Genomic DNA, 19,411 nt, shown 5'->3' on the forward strand with positions numbered 1-19,411 from the left:
AACGCGGCGGCGCCGCTCAGGCCGATGCGGGACCCATGCGTTCCAGCAGGGCCTGCAGCAGCCGTTGCTGGATGCCTGCGTCGAGCGGTGCGTCATGCCGGTCGGTGAGCTGGAAGAAGTCCTCGACGCGTTCGCCGAACGTGGCGATGCGGGCATCGTGCACGCGCACCCCGGTGCTCGACATCACCTGGGCCACCGCGGCCAGCAGGCCTGGCCGATCGGTGCCGACCAGCGCCAGCTGGGTCCGGTCGCCGGCGGCGTGGAAGCTGATCCGCGGGGTCATCTGGAAATGTTTCTGATGGCGCGACATGCCGCGCTTGCTCGGTTGCACGCCCGCCGACTGCGCCAGTGCGCGTTGCAGCCGCTGCTGCAATTCCTGGGCACGTGCTGCACTGACCGGCTGCTGGCTGTCCGCATCGAGCAGCAGGAAGGTGTCCAGCGCCATGCCGGTCGACGAGCTGAGGATGCGCGCCTCCATCACCGAGAAACGCAGGCGATCCAGCACGGCGGTCACCGTGGCGAAAAGGCCATCCCGGTCGGGCGTGCAGACGAACAGTTCGGTACTGCCGCGCACCGACAGCGGATGCACCGCCACCAGCGGCACCGCTCCATCGGCCTGCAGGATGGCCGCGGTCTGCCACGCGATCTGCTCGGGCCGATGACGCAGGAAACTGAGTTGGGGGAAGTCGGCCCATACGCGGATCACGTCGGCCTCGGCAAACCCCTGGTCCAGCAGCAGCGCCAGTGCGTATTCGGAACAGTCGCGCACGCGCTGGCCGATGTCGCGCGGCAGCTCGACATCGCTGCGCAGCGCATAGCGGGTGCCGGTGTAGAGATCGGCCAGCAGGCGATCCTTCCAGCCGTTCCACAGGCGCGGACTGGTGCCGATGATGTCCGCCACGGTGAGCAGGTAGAGCTGCCCCAGTTGCTCGCGGTTGTCGACCACCTCGGCGAAACGGTGCACCACGTCCGGGTCGGTGATGTCCTGACGCTGCGCCGTGGTGCTCATCAGCAGATGGTGGCGCACCAGCCAGGCGACGCGTTCGACGTCGGCGGGCGGCAACCCGAGACGGCTGCAGAAGGTCCGTGCATCCTCCTCGCCCAGCAGCGAGTGATCGCCACCGCGCCCCTTCGCGATGTCGTGGAACAGGCCGGCCAGCAGCAGCACCTCGGGCGTGGGCAGGCTGGCCCATATCTCGCAGCCCAGCGCGAACTCGCGTTGTGCCGCGGGGTCGGCGAACCGCGCCAGGTTGCGCAGCACGCGCAAGGTGTGTTCGTCGACCGTGTAGACATGGAACAGGTCGTACTGCATGCGCCCGAACACCTTGCCGAACGCGGGCAGAATCGCCGCCAGCAGGCCGTGCCGGTTCATCCGCCACAACGCCTCCACCGCCGGCGCACCGCGACGCAGCAGTCGCAGGAAGGCGGCCAGCACCTCGCGATCATCGGCCAGTGCATCGCCATGCACGGCGGTGGCCTGGTGGATGCGGCGCATGGAGTCGGCGGTGAAGCCGACCACGCCCGGCTGGTCCAGCCGGGCGATGAAGATCTCCACCAGCGCGGCCGGACGGCGCATGAACAGCTGCGGGTCGATCGCTGCCAGGCGCGATCCGTAACGCACGAACGCCTCCCCCACCGGCAAGGCCTCGCCGGGCGATTCCAGCATTTCCTCGAACCGTTCGGCCACCTGCACGCCCAGCCGCTCCACCTGGCTGGCGGCGCGGTAGTAACCCTGCATGAATTGCTCGACGCCCAGGTTCTTGGCGTGCTCGTCCTCGAAGCCCAAGCGCTCGGCCAGCGCCCGCTGGTAGTCGAACAGCAGCCGCTCCTCGGCGCGTCCGGCCTCCAGATGCAGCGCATAGCGATAGCGGCGCAGGGTCGCCTCGGACTCCTCCAGCACCGACTGTTCCGCCGGGTCGAGCAGGCCTTCGGTGACCATGTCGGCAAGATCGTTGGCGTGCGCCAGCCGCAGGCCCATCCAGCGCAGCGAGTCGAGCGTGCGCAGGCCACCCGGGCCATCCTTCAGATTCGGCTCGAGGTTGTAGGCGGTGTCGTCGTAACGGGCGTGGCGCGCATTGCGTTCGGCCAGCCGCGCGGCCAGATACTCGCGTGGCGGCCACAGCGCCGGATCGTCGACGATCGCGCGCAGCACACCTTCCATTTCCGGATCGCCCGCCAGCCGACGCGCATCCAGCAGGCTGGTGAACACGCTGGCGTCCCGGGCGGCGAGTGCGCGGCACTGGGCCGGATCACGCACCGCATGGCCGACCTTGAGGCCGATGTCCCACAAGGTGGCGAAGCACTGTTCGAGGGCACGCAGGCGCGCCGGCTCCGACGCCCCGGTCAGGGCCAGCAGATCCACGTCGGAGCAAGGAAACAACAGGCCGCGGCCGAAGCCGCCGACCGCGAACAACGCGGTGCCGCCGACCTCACCCAGGCAGGCCATCCACACGTGCGCCACGACCCGCGCCACCGATTCGCCGCGACGGCGCGCCAGCGCACTGGCGTCGGCGCCGTCGCGAAACGCCGTGGCCAACGCCCGGTCGACGTCGCCCAGCAGTTGCCGCAACGCCCGCCGCGCCTCGGCCGAAACGCCGGAGCGCGGCACGGCCACGGGCAGGCGCGGCAAGGGGGGAAGCGTTGGATTCATTGGAGCCGGAAGCAAATGGCAAGGAGTGAGAGGGGCAGTCTGCCATGCCGCGACGGCCCGCTCCGTATCCCGCATCCCGGCTTCTCAGGCATCCGGCCAGGCGGTGAGGATCTCGAAGCCGTCGTCGGTCACCGCGATGGTGTGTTCCCACTGCGCCGACAGCGAGTGATCGCGGGTCACCACGGTCCAGCCGTCCGGCAATTGCCGCGTCTGCGGCTTGCCGGCGTTGACCATCGGCTCGACGGTGAACGTCATGCCCTTCTTCAGCTCGATCCCGGTGCCGGGCTTGCCGTAGTGCAAAACCTGCGGCTCGTCGTGATAGACCTTGCCAATGCCGTGACCGCAATACTCGCGCACCACCGAGAAGCCGGCCGCCTCGGCGTGCTGCTGGATCGCATGACCGACGTCGCCCAGCGTCGCGCCGGGGCGCACGGCCTGGATGCCGCGCATCATCGCCTCGAAGGTGGTGTCCATCAACCGCTTGGCCAGCACCGACGGCGTGCCGGCGACATACATGCGGCTGGTGTCGCCGTGCCAGCCATCCTTGATCACGGTGACGTCGAGGTTGACGATGTCGCCGTCCTTGAGCACCTTGCCCTCGTTCGGGATGCCATGGCAGATCACGTGGTTGACCGAGGTGCACAGGGTCTTGGGAAATCCGTGGTAGCCGACGTTGGCGGGGATCGCCTTCTGCACGTTGACGATGTGCTCGTAGGCGAGCCGGTCGAGCTCCTCGGTGGTGACCCCGGGCCTGACGTGATCCTTGAGCATGGCCAGCACTTCGGCTGCCAGCCGGCCGGCAACGCGCATGCCTTCGAGGTCTTCGGGGGATTTCAGGGTAATGGCCATCGGTTCCACTCATATGGCGGCAAAAGCCAAACAAATCCAGCGACTTGCCGCACCGCCGGCGTACCGGCTACAATTTCGGAGTTTTGCAGGGCCTGCACCTCCATATCTGGAGTGGCCAACGCAAAGCGAACGGGAATTGTAACCCTCCGCGGTACAACACCCAAACCAACGCCACACACGCATCGGCACCGCCTTCGGGGTGCCGCGCCTCGCCCACCCACAAAATCGGGCAAGTCGCGGTCGAAGCCGGGGATGCGTGGAGGTCCCAACCCCCAGGTTCCTTCTCGAGGGAACCGACAATCGGAGCGACACCCCCATGGCACAAGTCACCATGCGTCAGATGCTGGAAGCCGGCGTCCATTTCGGTCACCAGACCCGTTACTGGAACCCCAAGATGGCCCCGTACATCTTCGGCGCCCGCGGCAAGATCCACATCATCAATCTCGAAAAGACCCTGCCGCTGTTCACCGACGCGATGAATTTCCTGTCGGGCCTGGCGCAGAAGCGCGGCACCATCCTGTTCGTCGGCACCAAGCGTTCGGCCCGCGAGCCGTTGGCCGAAGAGGCTGCACGCGCCGGCATGCCGTTCGTCACCTCGCGCTGGCTCGGCGGCATGCTGACCAACTTCCGCACCGTGAAGCAGTCCGTTTCGCGCCTGAAGGAACTGGAAGCGGCCGAGACCGACGGTTCGTTCGACAAGCTGGTCAAGCACGAAGTGCTGGCCCGTCGCCGTGAGCGCGACAAGCTGCAGGCCTCGCTGGGCGGCATCAAGGACATGAACCGCCTGCCCGACGCGCTGTTCGTGATCGACATCGGCCACGAAGACATCGCCGTGCAGGAAGCCAAGAAGCTGGGCATCCCGGTGATCGCCGTGGTCGACACCAACTACAACCCGGAACTGGTCGACTACGCCATCCCGGGCAACGACGACGCGATCCGCGCGATCCAGCTGTACGCCCGCGCCGCTGCCGACTCGATCCTGGAAGGCAAGGCCGCCGCGCCGGCCGCCGCCCAGGGCGACGGCAACGACTTCGTCGAGCTGGACGAGGAAGGCAACCCGGTCGCCAAGGTCGATCGTCCGCGCCGCGAGGCTGCCCCGCGCAAGTCCGCCCCGCGCCGCGAAGGCGGCCGTGACGGCGGTCGTGGTTCGCGCAACGACGCCAGGTAAGCGCGCCGACGGCGGTCAACGGCCGCCGTCAGGCCCTGCCCGAGATCACCGCGCGGTGGCGCCCGTTCGCCACCGCGCCATCCAAGCATTAGAGGATTGACGATGAGCAATATTTCCGCACAACTGGTCAAGGAGCTGCGCGAGCGGTCCGGCGCCGGCATGATGGAATGCAAGAAGGCCCTGGTCGAGAACAACGCCGACATCGAAACCGCGATGGAATGGCTGCGCAAGTCCGGCCTGGCCAAGGCTGACAAGAAGGCCAGCCGCATCGCTGCCGAAGGTCGCATCGTGGCTGCCCAGAGCGCCGGCAAGGCCGTGCTGGTCGAGATCAACTGCGAAACCGATTTCGTGGGCAAGGACGCGAGCTTCCTGAAGTTCAGCGACACCGTCGCCGACGTCGCGCTGAACTCCGGTGCTGCCGACATCGACGCACTGAAGGCAGCCGCCTACCCGGGCGCCAGCAATGTCGAGGAAGCCGCCAAGAGCCTGATCGCCACCATCGGCGAAAAGATCGACGTGCGTCGCATGGCGGTCGTCAAGAATGACGGCGTGATCGGCAGCTACACCCACGGCGGCCGCATCGGCGTGCTGGTGGCGCTCAAGGGTGGCTCCGAAGAGCTGGCCAAGGGCATCGCCATGCACGTGGCGGCGATGAACCCGGCGCACATCCGCGCCGAGGACGTCCCGGCCGAATTCCTGGCCAAGGAAAAGGAGATCGCGCTGAGCCTGATGTCCGACAAGGAAAAGGCCAAGCCGGCCGACATCCTCGAGAAGATCATCTCCGGCAAAGTGCAGAAGATCGTCTCCGAAGTGACCCTGCTGGGCCAGCCTTACGTGCTGGACACCAACGTCACCGTGGCCGACGCGCTGAAGAAGGAAGGCGCCGACGTCATCTCGGTGGCTCGCCTGGCGGTTGGCGAAGGCATCGAGAAGGTGCAGGAAGACTACCTGGCCGAAGTGGCCAAGGCGATGCAGGGCTGAACCCCCGGCAAGTCGTTGCACAACGAAAGGCCGCGAGCAATCGCGGCCTTTTTCATTCCCTGGCGCCTGAAACCAGGGCCCCGCTTCCCGATTCGCGGAAAATTTCGCGGATGGCCACGGCGAACGCCCCGACCACGGGCCGCTGCCACTACAATAAGCCGGTTTACCCCACACAATCCGGAGCCCCCATGAGCGACCAGCCCAAGTACCGCCGCATCCTGCTCAAGCTCTCCGGTGAAGCCCTGATGGGCGATGCCGACTACGGCATCGATCCCAAGGTGATCGGCCGGCTGGCCGATGAAATCATCGAGGTGCAGAAGACCGGCGTGCAGATCGGCATCGTGATCGGCGGCGGCAACATCTTCCGCGGCGCCGGCCTCGCCGCCGCCGGCATGGACCGGGTCACCGGCGACCACATGGGCATGCTGGCCACCGTGATGAACGCGCTGGCGATGCAGGACGCGATCGAGAAGCGCGGCGGCTACGCACGAGTCACCAGCGCGATCCAGATCCACGACGTGGCCGAGGATTACATCCGCCGCCGCGCCATTCGCCACATCGAGAAGGGCCGCATCGTGCTGTTCGCCGCCGGCACCGGCAATCCGTTCTTCACCACCGATTCCGCGGCCGCCCTGCGCGCGGTAGAGATCGGCGCGGACCTGCTGCTGAAGGCGACCAAGGTCGATGGCGTGTACACCGCCGATCCGGCCAAGCATGCCGACGCGACCCGTTATGACCGACTCGGCTACGACGACGTGATCGAGCGCAAGCTGGCGGTGATGGACACCGCCGCGATCGCCCTGTGTCGCGACCAGCAGATGCCGCTGCGCATCTACGACATGACCGTGGCCGGCAACCTGATGCGGATCATGCGCGGCGAGTCGATCGGCACCCTGGTCGACGGCGGCTGACCGCGCCGCAACAAGCCGCCACGGCGGCCGCTGCTATAATCACCCGTTGCACGATTCACCGGGAAGCACGACATGCTCAATGACATCAAGAACGATGCGCAGACCCGCATGGGCAAGAGCATCGACTCGCTCAGGCACGACCTCACCCGCATCCGCACCGGCCGCGCCAGCACCTCGCTGGTGGACGGCATCAAGGTGTCCTACTACGGCTCGGACATGCCGCTGGCGCAGGTCGCCTCGGTCTCGCTGTCCGATGCGCGCACCATCCTGATCACGCCATGGGAAAAGAACATGGTGGCGCCGATCGAGAAGGCCCTGATGGCTTCGGACCTGGGCATCACGCCGACCACCGCCGGCACCGTGATCCGCCTCAACATGCCCGCACTGACCGAGGAGCGCCGCCGCGAGCTGGCCAAGCTGGTCGGCCACGAGGGCGAGAACGCCAAGATCGCGATCCGCAACGTCCGTCGCGACGCCCTGCAGCAGGTCAAGGACCTGCTCAAGGAAAAGCTGATCACCGAGGACGAAGACCGCCGTGTCGACGACGAGATCCAGAAGCTCACCGATCGCGCGGTGAAGGACGTCGATGTCGTGGTCAAGGCCAAGGAAGAGGAGCTGATGGCGCTCTGAGCGTCATCGCCCCATCATGCCCGGCGCCGACGTCGCCCAGGTGCCGCGCCACATCGCCATCGTGATGGATGGCAACGGGCGCTGGGCGAAAGCACGGCATCGCCCCCGCAGCTTCGGCCACAATGCCGGCCGCAAGGCCGTGCGCGAAGTGATCGAGGCCTGCCTGCGCGAAGGCGTGCAGGCGTTGACCCTGTTCGCGTTCTCCAGCGAAAACTGGCAACGCCCACAGGAAGAAGTGGGCGCGCTGATGGGGCTGTTCGTGCGGGCGCTGGACAAGGAAGTGGACGAACTGCACGGCCACGGCGTGCGGCTGCGCTTCATCGGCAATCTCGACGCCTTCGAGGCGAACCTGCGCGAGCGGATGCAGGCGGCGATGGCGCGCACCGCCGGCAACGACCGGCTGCAGGTGAACATCGCGGTGAGCTACGGCGGCCGCTGGGACATCGTGCAGGCCAGCCGCCAGGCCGCCGCCGCGGTGGCTCGCGGCGAATTGCGCGCGGACGACATCGATGAGGCCCGACTTGGCCAGTGGATGAGCCTGGCCGAACTGCCGCCGCTGGACCTGTTCATCCGCACCGGCGGCGAATGCCGCATCAGCAATTTCCTGTTGTGGCAGGTCGCGTACGCCGAGCTGTACTTTACCGATACCTTGTGGCCCGATTTCGACCAGGCTTGCCTGCGCCGGGCCATCGAAGACTATGCCCGCCGGGAGCGCCGTTTTGGCCGTACCGGCGAGCAGGTCACCCCAGTTTCCTAGAGGATTCCCATGCTGCTTCAGCGCATTCTCACCGCCCTGGTGCTCGCGCCGCTGGCGATCCTGATCATCCTGCTGCCGTCCACCGGCATCTTCGGTGCGATCGTCGCGCTGGCCTTCCTCGCCGCCTGGTGGGAATGGGCCCAGCTGAGCGGACTGAAGAACCGTTCGGCGCGCATCGTGCTGCTGCTCGCGGCTGCCGGCGTCTTCATCCTGCTCTGGCTTGCCCGGGGCAGCGCATGGACACCGTGGCTGCTCGCCGTCGGCGTGGCCTGGTGGGTGGTGGCCTGCCTGTGGCTGCGCCATTTCGCCTTCGGCGCCGCGCCCACGCGCGAGAACCTGACCTTGAAGCTGATCGCCGGCGTCTTCGTGATCTTCCCCACCTGGGTCGCACTCACCAGCATCCACGGCCGCCTGCCGCACGGTCACTGGTGGACCCTGCTGGCCCTGGTGATCGTGTGGGCCTCGGACATCGGCGCGTATTTCAGCGGCCGCACCTTCGGCAAGCGCAAGCTGGCGCCGCAGATCAGTCCCGGCAAGACCTGGGCCGGTGCATACGGCGCGATGGTCGCCGGCGTGCTGGTCGCCGATGTGGGTGGCTGGCTGCTCGGCGTGCGCGGGAGCTCGCTGCTTGCGCTGGCGGTGCTGGCCGCTGCCACGGTGGCGATATCGATCGTGGGCGACCTGCTGGAAAGCCTGATGAAGCGGCACGCCCAGGTAAAGGATTCGGGCAGCATCTTTCCCGGCCACGGCGGCCTGATGGATCGACTGGACAGCGTATTCGCCGCGCTGCCGGTGTTCGCCGCCGGCCTGCTGTTGCTGGACATCTGACATGCAGGACATTGCCGTACTCGGCGCCACCGGCTCGATCGGCGGCAGCACGCTCGACGTGATCGCGCGTCACCCCGGGCGCTTTCGTGCCACAGTGCTGACGGCGCACCGCCAGGTCGAGGCCCTGGTCGGCTTGTGCGTGAAACACCGACCCGAACTGGCGGTGATCGCCGATCCTGCGCTCGAAGGCGAACTGGCCCGTCGCCTGGGCGCCGCGGGGGTACGTTGCGAGGTGGCCAGCGGCCATGCCGCGCTGACCACGGCCGCTTCCGGCCAGCTGTGCGACACCGTGGTGGCCGCCATCGTGGGCGCCGCGGGGCTGGAGTCCACGCTGGCCGCCGCGCGCACGGGCAAGCGCCTGCTGCTGGCCAACAAGGAATCCATCGTGATGGCCGGCCCGCTGCTGCTGGAGGCCGTCGCCACCGGCAAGGGCGCGCTGATTCCCGTCGATTCCGAACACAACGCGATCTTCCAGTGCCTGCCCGGCGGCCGACCCGAGCTGGCTCGAAGCGGCGTGCGCCGGCTGGTCCTGACTGCCTCGGGCGGCCCGTTCCGCGGCCGCACGCGGGCCGAACTGGCCGGCATCACGCCGGACCAGGCCTGCAAGCACCCGAACTGGGTGATGGGGCGCAAGATCTCGGTCGACTCGGCCACCCTGATGAACAAGGGCCTGGAAGTCATCGAGGCCCACCACCTGTTCGCCGCGCCGGCCGAGGTCATCGACGTGGTGGTGCACCCGCAGAGCCTGATCCACTCGATGGTCGAGTACGTCGACGGCTCGGTGCTGGCCCAGCTGGGCAATCCGGACATGCGCACCGCGATCGCCCATGCCCTGGCCTGGCCGGAACGGATCGAGTCCGGCGTGCCTTCGCTGGACCTGGCCCGGTGCGCTCCGCTGCAGTTCGAGCCGCCGGACCTGGTCACCTTCCGCTGCCTGGCGCTGGCTTTCCAGGCCTTGCGTGCCGGCGGCGATGCCCCCGCCGTACTGAACGCGGCCAACGAGATCGCCGTGGAAGCCTTCCTCGGCGGCGCACTGCCCTTCCTGTCGATCGCCGACGTGGTCGAGTCGGTACTTGCGGAACTGCCGGCGCAAGCCGTGGTCGATGTTGGAACGCTTTGTGAACGCGACCGCATGGCGCGGGAGGCCGCCCGGCGCGTCCTGCGCAATGCTTGCTGATATTCTTGCTCCGATGACTTTCTGCCCCGGTATTTGATGACTTCCTTCTTCGGCTCGGTGTTCTGGTTGCTGGTCACGCTCGGTGTGCTGGTGACCTTCCATGAGTTTGGCCATTACTGGGTCGCGCGCCGCTGTGGGGTCAAGGTGCTGCGCTTCTCGGTCGGCTTCGGCAACGCGATCTGGAAACGCATCGGCCGCGACGGCACCGAATACCAGATCGCCGCGATTCCACTGGGCGGTTACGTCAAGATGCTGGATGCCCGCGAGGGTGAGGTCGACCCTGCCCTGCAGTCACAGGAATTCACCGGCAAGTCGGTATGGAAGCGCATCGCCATCGTCGCCGCCGGCCCGGGCTTCAACCTGATTTTCACCGTCGCCGCGTTCTGGCTGATGTTCATGCTGGGCCGACCCGATGCCGCCCCGCTGGTCACCGCCACGCCGCAGAGCATCGCCGCCAGGGCCGGCATCCAGCCGGGTGACCGTATCCTCCGCGTCGATGGCGAAGAGGTAGGCACCTATACCGATGCAATGGACGGCGTGGTCAACGCCCTGCTCGGGCGTTCGCCGCTGCCGCTGACCGTTCGGGGCACCGATGGTCGCCAGCGCGAACTGATATTGCCGCTGGACGAGCTGCCCGCCGGCGAAGGCGTGGCCAGCTATCTGGATCAACTGGGGCTGAAGCTGGCCTCGTCCCCGGCGATCGCCGCCAGCGTGCTGCCCGGCATGCCGGCGGCACTTGGCGGCATGCAGGGCGGCGACCGGATCGTCTCGATCAACGGCCAGCCGGTGACCGACTACGCCGCGTTCCAGAAACTGGTGCCACTCGAGGCCGCAAAATCGCCGCACCTGAAACTGGCGATCGAGCGGGGCGGCAAGCCACTGGTGCTGGCGGTCGACGCGCGGCACGAGTCCATCGAAGGCCAGCCGGTCAGCTGGATCATCGGCGTCAATGGCCCCGGTCCCGAACAGGTGACCTTGCGTTACGGGCCGATCAGGGCGTTTTCCGCCTCGCTCGACGCCACCTGGCGCAATACCGCGCAGACCTTCAACCTGATCGGCAAGATGATCAGCGGCCAGGCTTCGACCAACAACCTGTCCGGCGTGATCGGCATCGCCTCGGTGGCCAATCAGTCCGCCAGCATGGGGCTGCCGTGGTTCCTGAATTTCCTGGCACTCATCTCGCTGAGCCTGGCAATCCTCAACCTGCTGCCGATCCCGGTCCTGGATGGCGGGCACCTGCTGTATTATCTTGTGGAGTTGGTCAAGGGCAGTCCGGTCAGCGAACAGACGATGGTGGTCGGCCAGTACATCGGCATCGCCTTGCTGTTCACCCTGATGGGGCTGGCTTTCTACAACGACATCCATCGCATGCTGCCGTCGTGATGCCGACGCACGGCGACAACGGGATCACGATGACAGGCCTGACTGCGCCAGCCGCGGCAAGCTGCAGCGGTGTTTCAGGTCGCTCCCTGTCTCGGCAGGGCGCGTTTCTTTTTCGGGAAGGGGTTCGTCCCTGCCCCATGCTCTTGATCGGGGCGGCCGCGCTGGCCGCTTCATCGAAATAACCCAACGGAATCGACGATGAAGCGTATCGCCGCGCTGATCCTGCTTGCCTCCCTCTCCGCCAATGCGTTCGCGTTCGATCCCTTCGTGGTGTCGGACATCCGCATTGACGGCCTCAGCCGGATTTCCGCCGGTACCGTCTACAACTATCTGCCGATCAACAAGGGCGACCAGCTAACCAACGACGGGGCGCAGCGCGCCATCCGCGCGCTGTACCAGACCAAGTTCTTCAGCGATGTCGAGATGGATCGCGAAGGCAGCATCCTGGTGATCAAGGTGGTCGAGCGCCCCTCGATTGCCAAGCTGACCCTGCGCGGCAACAAGGACATCAAGACCGACGACCTCAAGAAGGGCCTGAAGGAGATCGGCCTCACCGAGGGCGAGACCTTCGACCGGCTGGCGCTGGACAACGTGCAGCAGGAACTGATCCGGCAGTACTACAACCGCGGCAAGTACAATGTTTCGGTCGACCCGCACGTGACCCGGCTGGATCGCAACCGCGTCGCCATCGAGATCGAGATCCGCGAAGGCAAGGCCGCCAAGATCAAGGAACTGAACATCCTCGGCAACCACGCGTTCAGCGACAAGGACATCCGCGAAGGTTTCGAATCGGACACCAGCAGCTGGATGTCCTGGTATTCGAAGGATGACCAGTATTCGCGCGAAAAGCTGTCCGGGGATCTCGAGAAGCTGCAGTCCTACTACATGGACCGCGGCTACGCCGACTTCGGTATCGACTCCACCCAGGTAGCGATCGCACCGGACAAGCGGTCGATGTACATCGACGCCAGCATCAAGGAAGGCGAGGTCTATACGGTCAGCGACGTGAAGCTGCTGGGCGACCTGATCCTGCCTGAAAAGACCATGCGCTCACTCGTCTTCACCAAGGCGGGCGCCACCTTCAATCGTGCCGCGATCGAAGCCAGCAGCAAGGCGATCAAGGCGGTACTGGCCAACATCGGCTATGCCTATGCCAAGGTCACGCCGATTCCCAAGCTGGACAAGGAAAAGCGCACGGTCGACCTGACCATGTACGTCGAGCCCGGCCAGCGCGTCTACGTGCGCCGGGTGATCTTCCAGGGCAATACGCGCACCGAGGACGGCGTGCTGCGCCGCGAGCTGCGCCAGCTGGAGGGTTCCTGGTATTCGCAGGCCGCCATCGACCGTTCCAAGGTTCGTCTGCAGCGGCTCGGCTACTTCAAGACAGTCGACATCGACAAGGCGCGCGTCCCGGGCACCCAGGACAAGGTGGACGTCACCGTCAAGGTGGAGGAGCAGTCGGCCGGCAGCATGCAGTTCGGCATCGGCTACTCGCAGTACTCCGGCATCATCCTGAATGCCTCGGTGTCGCAGAACAACCTGTTCGGCACCGGCGACAGCTTCTCGATCAGCGGCGAGCGCAGCACGTACTACACGCGCCTGGGATTGAATTACTACAACCCCTACCTGACCGACAGCGGCATCGGCATCGGCTACAGCGCCTCGTACTCGAAGACCGACTACGGCAACACCGACTTCGCCAACTACGCGACAAGCACGACAAGTTTCTCCTCCTATCTCGGCATTCCGATCAGCGAAACCGACGGCTTGCGCGTGGGCCTGGGCATCAGCAGCAACAAGGTCAACCTGTACCCGGGCTACAGCCCGCTGGTGCTGATCGACTACCAGAACGAGATCGGCAACAAGACGATCCACACCTGGACCGGCACGCTGGGCTGGAACCACGACACCCGCAATGGCTACTGGGCGCCGACCCGCGGTGGCCTGATCTCGGCCTCGACCGACGTCGCCCTGCCCGGCTCGACCGTGCAGTACTGGAAGCTCAACACCGAACTCAACCACTACTGGCCGATCGGCAAGGGCTTCGTGCTGTATCTGGATGGCCAGGTCGGCTACGGCAAGACCTATGGCAAGAACGGCATCAGCGACGATGCCTACGATGCATTGGCCGCGGCCAGCAAGGCCGACAATGTCAACCAGGGCCACATCATCACCGACATGCGCCAGGACCTGCCGTTCTGGCAGAACTACTACGCCGGCGGCGTGCGCGACGTGCGCGGCTTCCAGGACAACACCCTGGGTCCGCGCGTGTGCATCGATGGCAGCACGCCTGATGCCAAGGGCATGTGCAACAACGGCGCCTACTACTCCCAGCCGATCGGCGGCGCGTTCAAGGTCCTGGGCACGGCCCAGGTCTTCCTGCCGCTGCCGTTCCTGAAGGACGTCAACACCGCCCGCGTGTCCTGGTTCATGGACGTCGGCAACGTGTACAAGGACTACAAGAGCTTCGATGCCTCCGAACTGCGCGCATCAACCGGTCTCTCGCTGCAGTGGCAGGCGCCGATCGGCCCGCTGATCATCAGCCTGGCCGTGCCGTTCCGCTCCAAGGACGCCGATCGCCATTACGAGGAACGCATCCAGTTCACCTTCGGCAGCCAGTTCTGATTCCATACGGAAGTGGATCGGAAAGCGCGGCCCGGCCGCGCTTTCTTTTGCCGGAAGGGTCGACTGCACGCCGCGCCGCCACCCTCTACAATGGCCGGCAGGTTCCGGAGCAAGCATGAGCACAATCCATTACACGGTGGCCGGGCTGGCCGAGCGGTTCGGCCTGGTCGCAAGCGGCGATGGCGCGCGGGTGATCGACGGCGTCGGCACTCTGGCGGGCGCCGGTCCCAGCCAGCTCAGCTTCCTGTCCAACAGCAAGTACAGCGGCCAGCTGGCAGCCACCCGCGCCGGCGTGGTGGTGTTGCGCGAAGCGGACCTGGCCGCGTGCCCGACGGCGGCGCTGGTCGCCTCCGATCCCTATGTGGCCTACGCGAAACTTGCCGCCCTGTTCGAACGGATGCCTGCCGCCGCAGCGGGCATCCACCCCAGCGCCGTGGTGGCCGACAGCGCGCAGGTCGATCCCGGCGCCAGCGTCGGGCCGGGCTGCGTTGTCGGCGAGCGTGCGGTGATCGCGGAGGGAGTAGTGCTCGGCCCACACTGCATCGTCGGCGAGGACTGCACGGTCGGCGCGCATTCACGACTGATCGCCCGGGTCACCCTGGTGACCCGGGTCACGCTGGGCCAGCGCGTGCTGGTGCACCCCGGTGCGGTGATCGGCTCGGACGGCTTCGGCCTGGCCTTCGACCGGGACCACTGGATCAAGCTGCCCCAGCTCGGCGGCGTGCGCATCGGCGACGATTGCGAGATCGGGGCCAACACCACGATCGACCGCGGCGCACTGGACGACACCGTGCTGGAAGAGGACGTGCGGCTGGACAACCAGATCCAGATCGCCCACAACGTGCACGTCGGCGCGCACACCGCGATGGCCGGCTGCGCCGCAGTAGCCGGCAGCGCGAGGATCGGCCGTTACTGCATGATCGGCGGCAACGCCGGCGTGCTTGGCCATCTGGAACTGGCCGACCGGGTTACCATTACCGCCAAGAGCCTGGTCACGCATTCGATCCGCGAACCGGGCGAATATTCATCGGGCGTGCCCCTGCAGGACAACCGCCAGTGGCGAAAGAATGCGGCGCGCTTCAAGCATCTGGACGAGTACGCGCGTCGACTGTCGACGCTGGAGAAGGACAGCGACAATGAGTGAAAACAGCGACTTCATGACCCTGCCGATCGATGTGGAGCAGATCCGGGAATTGCTCCCCCACCGCTACCCGTTCCTGCTGGTGGACCGCGTGATCGAGATCGTGCCCGAGGTCAGCGTGGTCGCGATCAAGAACGTGACCATCAACGAGCCGTTCTTCCAGGGCCATTTCCCCGGACACCCGGTAATGCCTGGCGTACTGATCATCGAGGCGATGGCGCAGGCCGCCGGCCTGCTGACCCAGGTCAGCCGCCACATGAAGGGCGACAAGGTCAGCCCGCTGTTCTACCTGGTCAAGGTCGACAACGCGCGCTTCAGCGCCCCGGTGGTTCCCGGCGACCAGTTGCGCATGGAAGTCAGCCTGAAACGGCTGATGCGCGGCATGGGCATCTTCGAGGCGCGCTCCCTGGTCGATGGCAAGGAAGTGGCCAGTTGCGAATTGATGTGCGCCGCGAGGTCGGGCAAATGATCCATCCCACCGCACTGATCGACCCCTCCGCCATCATCGGCGCCAACGTCAGCATCGGCGCGTACAGCGTGATCGGTGCCGAGGTGGAGATCGGCGAAGGCACCGTGATCGGGCCGCATGTGGTGATCGAGGGACCGACCCGGATCGGCCGCGACAACCGAATCAACCAGTTCGCCTCGCTGGGTGGCGATCCGCAAGACAAGAAGTGGCAGGGCGAACGCACCGAACTGGTGATCGGCGACCGCAACCTGATCCGCGAATTCACCACGATCAACCGCGGCACCGGTGACGGTGGCGCGATCACCCGGCTCGGCAACGACAACTGGGTGCTGGCGTACGTGCACATCGCGCACGACTGCCAGATCGGCAACAACGTGGTGTTCTCCAACTACTCGGCGCTGGCCGGGCACGTCAGCATCGGCGACTGGACGATCCTGTCCGGCTACTCCGGCGTGCACCAGTTCTGCAAGGTCGGCGCGCATGCGTTCATCGGCATGGGCTGCCTGGTCGGCCACGACGTGCCGCCGTTCGTGATGATGGCCAACGAACAGCACGGGCGCCCGCGGGGCATCAACAGCGAAGGCCTGAAGCGCCGTGGTTTCGACGCGCCGCGGATCGCCGCGATCAAGCGCGCCTACCGCACCCTGTACATGGCCGGCCTGTCGCTGCCCGAAGCCCGCGAAAAGCTGGCCGAACAGGCGCGCGAAAGCGACGACGTGCGCGCCATGCTGGAGTTCCTCGACCACAGCGAGCGCGCGCTCGCCCGATAAGCGCATCGCGCTTATCGGGAAATCAAGCACGCGCTCTGGTTCTCGCCTCACGAAGGAGACGAAATGCAAAACAGCGACGTCTCCACGCAAACGCCCCTGATCGCCATCATTGCCGGCGAAGACTCCGGTGACCAGCTCGGCGCCGACCTGATCGTCGCCTTGCGCCGACGCTATCCTCAGGCGCGTTTCGTGGGCATCGGTGGCGCGCGCATGCAGCGCGAAGACTTCGAGTCCTGGTACGACATCCACGAGTTGTCGCTGTTCGGTTTCAGTGAAGTCATCCTCCACCTGCCCCGGCTGCTGCGCCTGCGCAAGGCGCTGGTCGCGCGCCTGCTCGAGCTGAAACCCGACGTCGTGGTCGGCATCGACGCGCCGGATTTCAACCTCGGTGTGGAGCAGCGCCTGAAACAGGCCGGCCTGCTGACCGTGCACTACGTCAGCCCGTCGGTATGGGCGTGGCGCGAGAAACGCGCCGAGAAGATCGGCCGCAGCGCCCATCGGGTGCTCTGCCTGTTCCCGATGGAACCGGCGATCTATGCGAAGCACGGCATCGATGCGCGCTTCGTCGGTCATCCGCTGGCCGATCGTTTCGCCCTGGTGTCTGACCGCGTGGGCGCGCGCGACGTGCTGCAGTTGCCGCAACAGGCGCCCGTGCTCGCCGTACTGCCCGGCAGCCGGCTTTCCGAATTGAGCCGGCTGGGCCAGCCGTTCATCGAGGCCGCCAGTCGCGTCGCCACGGCCGTCCCGGGCCTGCGCGTGGTCATTCCCGCGGCCAACGCCCGGGTCCGCGCGAAGCTCGACGCGCTGCTCGCCCACGTCCCCCAGGGCGAATCCCGCCCGCTGCTGCTCGACGGCCACGCGCACGAGGCGATGTTGGCGGCCGACGTGGTGCTGCTGGCGTCGGGCACCGCCACGCTGGAGGCGATGCTGGCCAAGCGGCCGATGGTGGTGGGCTATCGCGTGGCACCGATGAGCTATCGCATCGCCCGCGCGCTGAAGATGCTGAAGACCGACATCTATTCGCTGCCGAACATCCTGGCACGCGCCAGCGGCATCGATATCGGTGGCGGCCTGCTGGTGCCGGAACTGATGCAGGACGACTGCACCGCGGAGAACCTCGCTGCCGCCACCCTGGCGCTGTTCAAGGACAGCGAGCGGCGTGGCGCGGTGGTCGCCGCCTTCGAGCAATTGCACCAGGCGCTGCGCGGCGGGCTGGACGATCAGGCCGGCGATCGCGCCGCGGCGGCCATCGCCGAGCTGATCGATGCACGGAATCCCGGCCATGGCTGAGCGTTCCGCGAGTACCTGCTCCCCACCTCAACCCTCCCCCTCGGGCGGGATGAGGCAAACGCAAGACGCGCGGGACTCGATTGGAGCGAGCCTGTTCGTGGCCGGCGTGGACGAAGCGGGACGTGGCCCGCTGGCCGGCCCGCTGGCCGTCGCCGCGGTGATCCTCGACCCGTCCCGCCCGATCCCCGGTCTGGACGATTCGAAGAAGCTCAGCGAGGCGAAACGCGAGGCGCTTTATCCCCTGATCATCGAGCGCGCGCTGGCCTGGTGCGTGGTGCTGATCGAACCGGACGAGATCGACCGCCTGAACATCTTCCAGGCCACCATGACCGGCATGAGCCGCGCGGTTGCCGGCCTCGCACCGGGTGCGCACGAAGCCCTCGTCGACGGCAACCAGTTGCCGAAGGACCTGCCCTGTCCCGGCCGGGCGATCGTCGGCGGCGATGCGCTGGAACCGGCCATCAGCGCCGCCTCGATCCTGGCCAAGGTCAGCCGTGACCGCCTGATGGTGGCCATGGAAAACCTCCATCCCGGCTACGGCTTCGCCGCGCACAAGGGTTATCCCACGCCGGCGCACCTGGCTGCGCTGCAGATGCTCGGCCCCTGTGCCCAGCACCGCCGCAGCTTCGCCCCGGTGCGACTGCTGCTGGATCAGGCAAGGCTGTTCTGACCGCCGGGAGCGCTTGTTCCCGTTCCAGCCACGATCGCGCATTCCGATGAGATTGATCCGCATAGGCCATCGGTCTATGCAACTTTCCCCCGCGCGCGCGCATCATTACCTTCAAGGAAACCCGCACAGCACGGATGCGCCCGTTGCACCGGCCCGTACCGACCTGCCGGCCCGCTCGCCAGCGAACTCGCACGCGTTCCCAGGGAACGCAGGAGTCACGCCATGATGCATCCGCAAAGCCACCCGACCACCCCGTCGCCATCGACCGCGGCGTCCGCATGGGAACCGGTTCTCGACACGACCGATCGCACCGACGAAACCCCGCTGTCGCACGCCGACTACAACCTGCAACCGCTGCGGGTACAGGCGCTCGATCATTACATGAGCACCGCCGGCGAGGACGAGCGCTTCTTCGTCCGCTGAGCCGGCAGGCCGTTCCGATCAGGCCACGTGGCCCGACTTCCTCGCTCCGCGGCATGTTGCTACGCTGGCGCGTACCCCGGGGGAATGGAAGAGATGCGCAGAATCGCGATCGTGCTGCCTGGCCTGTTGCTTGGCCTGCTGCTTTGCTGCCATGCCGTTGCCGGCGACAGGCCGGGACTCCATCCGGGCGACACGCCGCCGGATGCGCTGGGCACCACGCAGCGAGGCCAGGAGGTGACCGTCTCCTCGCTGCACGGCAAGGTCGTGGTGATCAGTTTCTGGGCCACCTGGTGCGGCTACTGCATGGAAGAGATTCCCGTGCTGGCGAAGCGGCAGTTGCTGGCGACCCGGCGCGGCCTGCCGCTGCAGGTGGTGGCGGTCAATCATCGGGAAGACCGCGACACCTTCGTGCGAACCTCGCGCGTACTGCGCAGGAGCCTGCCCGAACTGCTGGTCACCTGGGACCGTGACGGCACGATCGGCAAGCCCTACGGCGTCAGCGGCATTCCGGTGATGGTGATGCTGCGTCGCGACGGCAGCATCGCCCACGTCCATGTCGGCTACGGTGCCGACATGCTGGACACGCTGGTCGGCGAGATCAACGCCCTGCTGCTCGAACAGCCTGCCGCGACGGCGGCCGTCACCAGGCCTTGAGTTGATCGGGCCTTGAGCCGATCGGGGCGCCAGCG

The 19,411-nt window shown here is 66.6% G+C and carries 18 protein-coding genes; 16 read left to right on the plus strand and 2 right to left on the minus strand.

Annotated features, from left to right (window positions below; translation table 11 throughout):
* Positions 1-16 precede the first annotated feature (16 nt).
* Together glnD and map are read right to left on the minus strand one after the other, a co-directional pair.
* On the minus strand, positions 17-2,650 hold the full coding sequence (gene glnD, locus ASD82_RS11395) for a [protein-PII] uridylyltransferase (RefSeq protein ID WP_056717951.1): 2,634 nt from the start codon (positions 2,648-2,650) through the stop codon (positions 17-19).
* A gap of 84 nt (positions 2,651-2,734) precedes the next feature.
* Positions 2,735-3,499 carry a type I methionyl aminopeptidase gene (map, locus tag ASD82_RS11400; protein ID WP_056717952.1) on the minus strand — a complete coding sequence of 255 codons (765 nt, stop codon included), beginning with the start codon at positions 3,497-3,499 and terminating at the stop codon, positions 2,735-2,737.
* Between the two features lie 316 nt (positions 3,500-3,815).
* Here map and rpsB point away from each other — a divergent pair, with 316 nt between their 5' ends.
* From rpsB to ASD82_RS11480, 16 genes are all read left to right on the plus strand, one after another.
* Positions 3,816-4,667, plus strand: a complete 852-nt coding sequence (gene rpsB, locus ASD82_RS11405) for a 30S ribosomal protein S2 (RefSeq protein ID WP_056717953.1) — start codon at positions 3,816-3,818, stop codon at positions 4,665-4,667.
* Positions 4,668-4,769: 102 nt separating this feature from the next.
* Entirely contained in the window at positions 4,770-5,648 is an 879-nt protein-coding gene (tsf, locus tag ASD82_RS11410) for a translation elongation factor Ts (protein ID WP_056717954.1), read from the plus strand.
* A 188-nt stretch (positions 5,649-5,836) separates the two neighbouring features.
* Positions 5,837-6,559 carry a UMP kinase gene (pyrH, locus tag ASD82_RS11415; protein ID WP_007804467.1) on the plus strand — a complete coding sequence of 241 codons (723 nt, stop codon included), beginning with the start codon at positions 5,837-5,839 and terminating at the stop codon, positions 6,557-6,559.
* A gap of 72 nt (positions 6,560-6,631) precedes the next feature.
* Positions 6,632-7,189: a ribosome recycling factor gene (gene frr, locus ASD82_RS11420; protein WP_007804466.1), complete on the plus strand. Its 558-nt coding sequence runs from the start codon at positions 6,632-6,634 to the stop codon at positions 7,187-7,189.
* Between the two features lie 16 nt (positions 7,190-7,205).
* Positions 7,206-7,946, plus strand: a complete 741-nt coding sequence (gene uppS, locus ASD82_RS11425; protein WP_056717955.1) for a polyprenyl diphosphate synthase — start codon at positions 7,206-7,208, stop codon at positions 7,944-7,946.
* Between the two features lie 9 nt (positions 7,947-7,955).
* Positions 7,956-8,774, plus strand: coding sequence for a phosphatidate cytidylyltransferase (locus tag ASD82_RS11430; protein WP_056717956.1), 819 nt, complete (start codon positions 7,956-7,958; stop codon positions 8,772-8,774).
* Position 8,775: 1 nt separating this feature from the next.
* Positions 8,776-9,951 carry a 1-deoxy-D-xylulose-5-phosphate reductoisomerase gene (locus ASD82_RS11435; RefSeq protein WP_056717957.1) on the plus strand — a complete coding sequence of 392 codons (1,176 nt, stop codon included), beginning with the start codon at positions 8,776-8,778 and terminating at the stop codon, positions 9,949-9,951.
* Between the two features lie 36 nt (positions 9,952-9,987).
* Entirely contained in the window at positions 9,988-11,334 is a 1,347-nt protein-coding gene (rseP, locus tag ASD82_RS11440) for an RIP metalloprotease RseP (RefSeq protein WP_056717958.1), read from the plus strand.
* Between the two features lie 198 nt (positions 11,335-11,532).
* Positions 11,533-13,959 carry an outer membrane protein assembly factor BamA gene (gene bamA, locus ASD82_RS11445; RefSeq protein ID WP_056717959.1) on the plus strand — a complete coding sequence of 809 codons (2,427 nt, stop codon included), beginning with the start codon at positions 11,533-11,535 and terminating at the stop codon, positions 13,957-13,959.
* 115 nt (positions 13,960-14,074) lie between these two features.
* On the plus strand, positions 14,075-15,103 hold the full coding sequence (gene lpxD / locus ASD82_RS11450) for a UDP-3-O-(3-hydroxymyristoyl)glucosamine N-acyltransferase (protein ID WP_056717960.1): 1,029 nt from the start codon (positions 14,075-14,077) through the stop codon (positions 15,101-15,103).
* Positions 15,096-15,569 (plus strand): 3-hydroxyacyl-ACP dehydratase FabZ, encoded by a 474-nt coding sequence (gene fabZ / locus ASD82_RS11455; RefSeq protein WP_056717961.1) that lies wholly within the window; start codon positions 15,096-15,098, stop codon positions 15,567-15,569. The genes lpxD and fabZ overlap by 8 nt, the downstream gene beginning before the upstream one ends.
* Positions 15,566-16,339, plus strand: coding sequence for an acyl-ACP--UDP-N-acetylglucosamine O-acyltransferase (lpxA, locus tag ASD82_RS11460; protein WP_007804451.1), 774 nt, complete (start codon positions 15,566-15,568; stop codon positions 16,337-16,339). The genes fabZ and lpxA overlap by 4 nt, the downstream gene beginning before the upstream one ends.
* 63 nt (positions 16,340-16,402) lie before the next feature.
* Entirely contained in the window at positions 16,403-17,629 is a 1,227-nt protein-coding gene (gene lpxB, locus ASD82_RS11465) for a lipid-A-disaccharide synthase (RefSeq protein WP_056717962.1), read from the plus strand.
* 49 nt (positions 17,630-17,678) lie between these two features.
* The gene (gene rnhB, locus ASD82_RS11470) at positions 17,679-18,299 is read left to right on the plus strand and encodes a ribonuclease HII (RefSeq protein ID WP_056717963.1); all 621 of its coding nucleotides are present in this window, start codon (positions 17,679-17,681) and stop codon (positions 18,297-18,299) included.
* A 222-nt stretch (positions 18,300-18,521) separates the two neighbouring features.
* A complete protein-coding gene (locus tag ASD82_RS11475; protein WP_056717964.1) occupies positions 18,522-18,722 on the plus strand; it encodes a hypothetical protein in 201 nt (66 codons plus the stop codon).
* A gap of 93 nt (positions 18,723-18,815) precedes the next feature.
* Positions 18,816-19,376, plus strand: coding sequence for a TlpA disulfide reductase family protein (locus tag ASD82_RS11480; protein WP_056717974.1), 561 nt, complete (start codon positions 18,816-18,818; stop codon positions 19,374-19,376).
* Positions 19,377-19,411 lie beyond the last annotated feature (35 nt).

The sequence above is a fragment of the Rhodanobacter sp. Root179 genome, from assembly GCF_001428465.1.
GTDB lineage: Bacteria > Pseudomonadota > Gammaproteobacteria > Xanthomonadales > Rhodanobacteraceae > Rhodanobacter.

What these genes read in the sequence shown, in the direction of transcription:
- glnD (WP_056717951.1), bottom strand. Translation starts at nt 2,650, where the DNA reads ATGAATCCAACGCTTCCCCCCTTGCCGCGCCTGCCCGTGGCCGTGCCG.
- map (WP_056717952.1), bottom strand. Translation starts at nt 3,499, where the DNA reads ATGGCCATTACCCTGAAATCCCCCGAAGACCTCGAAGGCATGCGCGTT.
- rpsB (WP_056717953.1), top strand. Translation starts at nt 3,816, where the DNA reads ATGGCACAAGTCACCATGCGTCAGATGCTGGAAGCCGGCGTCCATTTC.
- tsf (WP_056717954.1), top strand. Translation starts at nt 4,770, where the DNA reads ATGAGCAATATTTCCGCACAACTGGTCAAGGAGCTGCGCGAGCGGTCC.
- pyrH (WP_007804467.1), top strand. Translation starts at nt 5,837, where the DNA reads ATGAGCGACCAGCCCAAGTACCGCCGCATCCTGCTCAAGCTCTCCGGT.
- frr (WP_007804466.1), top strand. Translation starts at nt 6,632, where the DNA reads ATGCTCAATGACATCAAGAACGATGCGCAGACCCGCATGGGCAAGAGC.
- uppS (WP_056717955.1), top strand. Translation starts at nt 7,206, where the DNA reads ATGCCCGGCGCCGACGTCGCCCAGGTGCCGCGCCACATCGCCATCGTG.
- ASD82_RS11430 (WP_056717956.1), top strand. Translation starts at nt 7,956, where the DNA reads ATGCTGCTTCAGCGCATTCTCACCGCCCTGGTGCTCGCGCCGCTGGCG.
- ASD82_RS11435 (WP_056717957.1), top strand. Translation starts at nt 8,776, where the DNA reads ATGCAGGACATTGCCGTACTCGGCGCCACCGGCTCGATCGGCGGCAGC.
- rseP (WP_056717958.1), top strand. Translation starts at nt 9,988, where the DNA reads ATGACTTCCTTCTTCGGCTCGGTGTTCTGGTTGCTGGTCACGCTCGGT.
- bamA (WP_056717959.1), top strand. Translation starts at nt 11,533, where the DNA reads ATGAAGCGTATCGCCGCGCTGATCCTGCTTGCCTCCCTCTCCGCCAAT.
- lpxD (WP_056717960.1), top strand. Translation starts at nt 14,075, where the DNA reads ATGAGCACAATCCATTACACGGTGGCCGGGCTGGCCGAGCGGTTCGGC.
- fabZ (WP_056717961.1), top strand. Translation starts at nt 15,096, where the DNA reads ATGAGTGAAAACAGCGACTTCATGACCCTGCCGATCGATGTGGAGCAG.
- lpxA (WP_007804451.1), top strand. Translation starts at nt 15,566, where the DNA reads ATGATCCATCCCACCGCACTGATCGACCCCTCCGCCATCATCGGCGCC.
- lpxB (WP_056717962.1), top strand. Translation starts at nt 16,403, where the DNA reads ATGCAAAACAGCGACGTCTCCACGCAAACGCCCCTGATCGCCATCATT.
- rnhB (WP_056717963.1), top strand. Translation starts at nt 17,679, where the DNA reads ATGAGGCAAACGCAAGACGCGCGGGACTCGATTGGAGCGAGCCTGTTC.
- ASD82_RS11475 (WP_056717964.1), top strand. Translation starts at nt 18,522, where the DNA reads ATGATGCATCCGCAAAGCCACCCGACCACCCCGTCGCCATCGACCGCG.
- ASD82_RS11480 (WP_056717974.1), top strand. Translation starts at nt 18,816, where the DNA reads ATGCGCAGAATCGCGATCGTGCTGCCTGGCCTGTTGCTTGGCCTGCTG.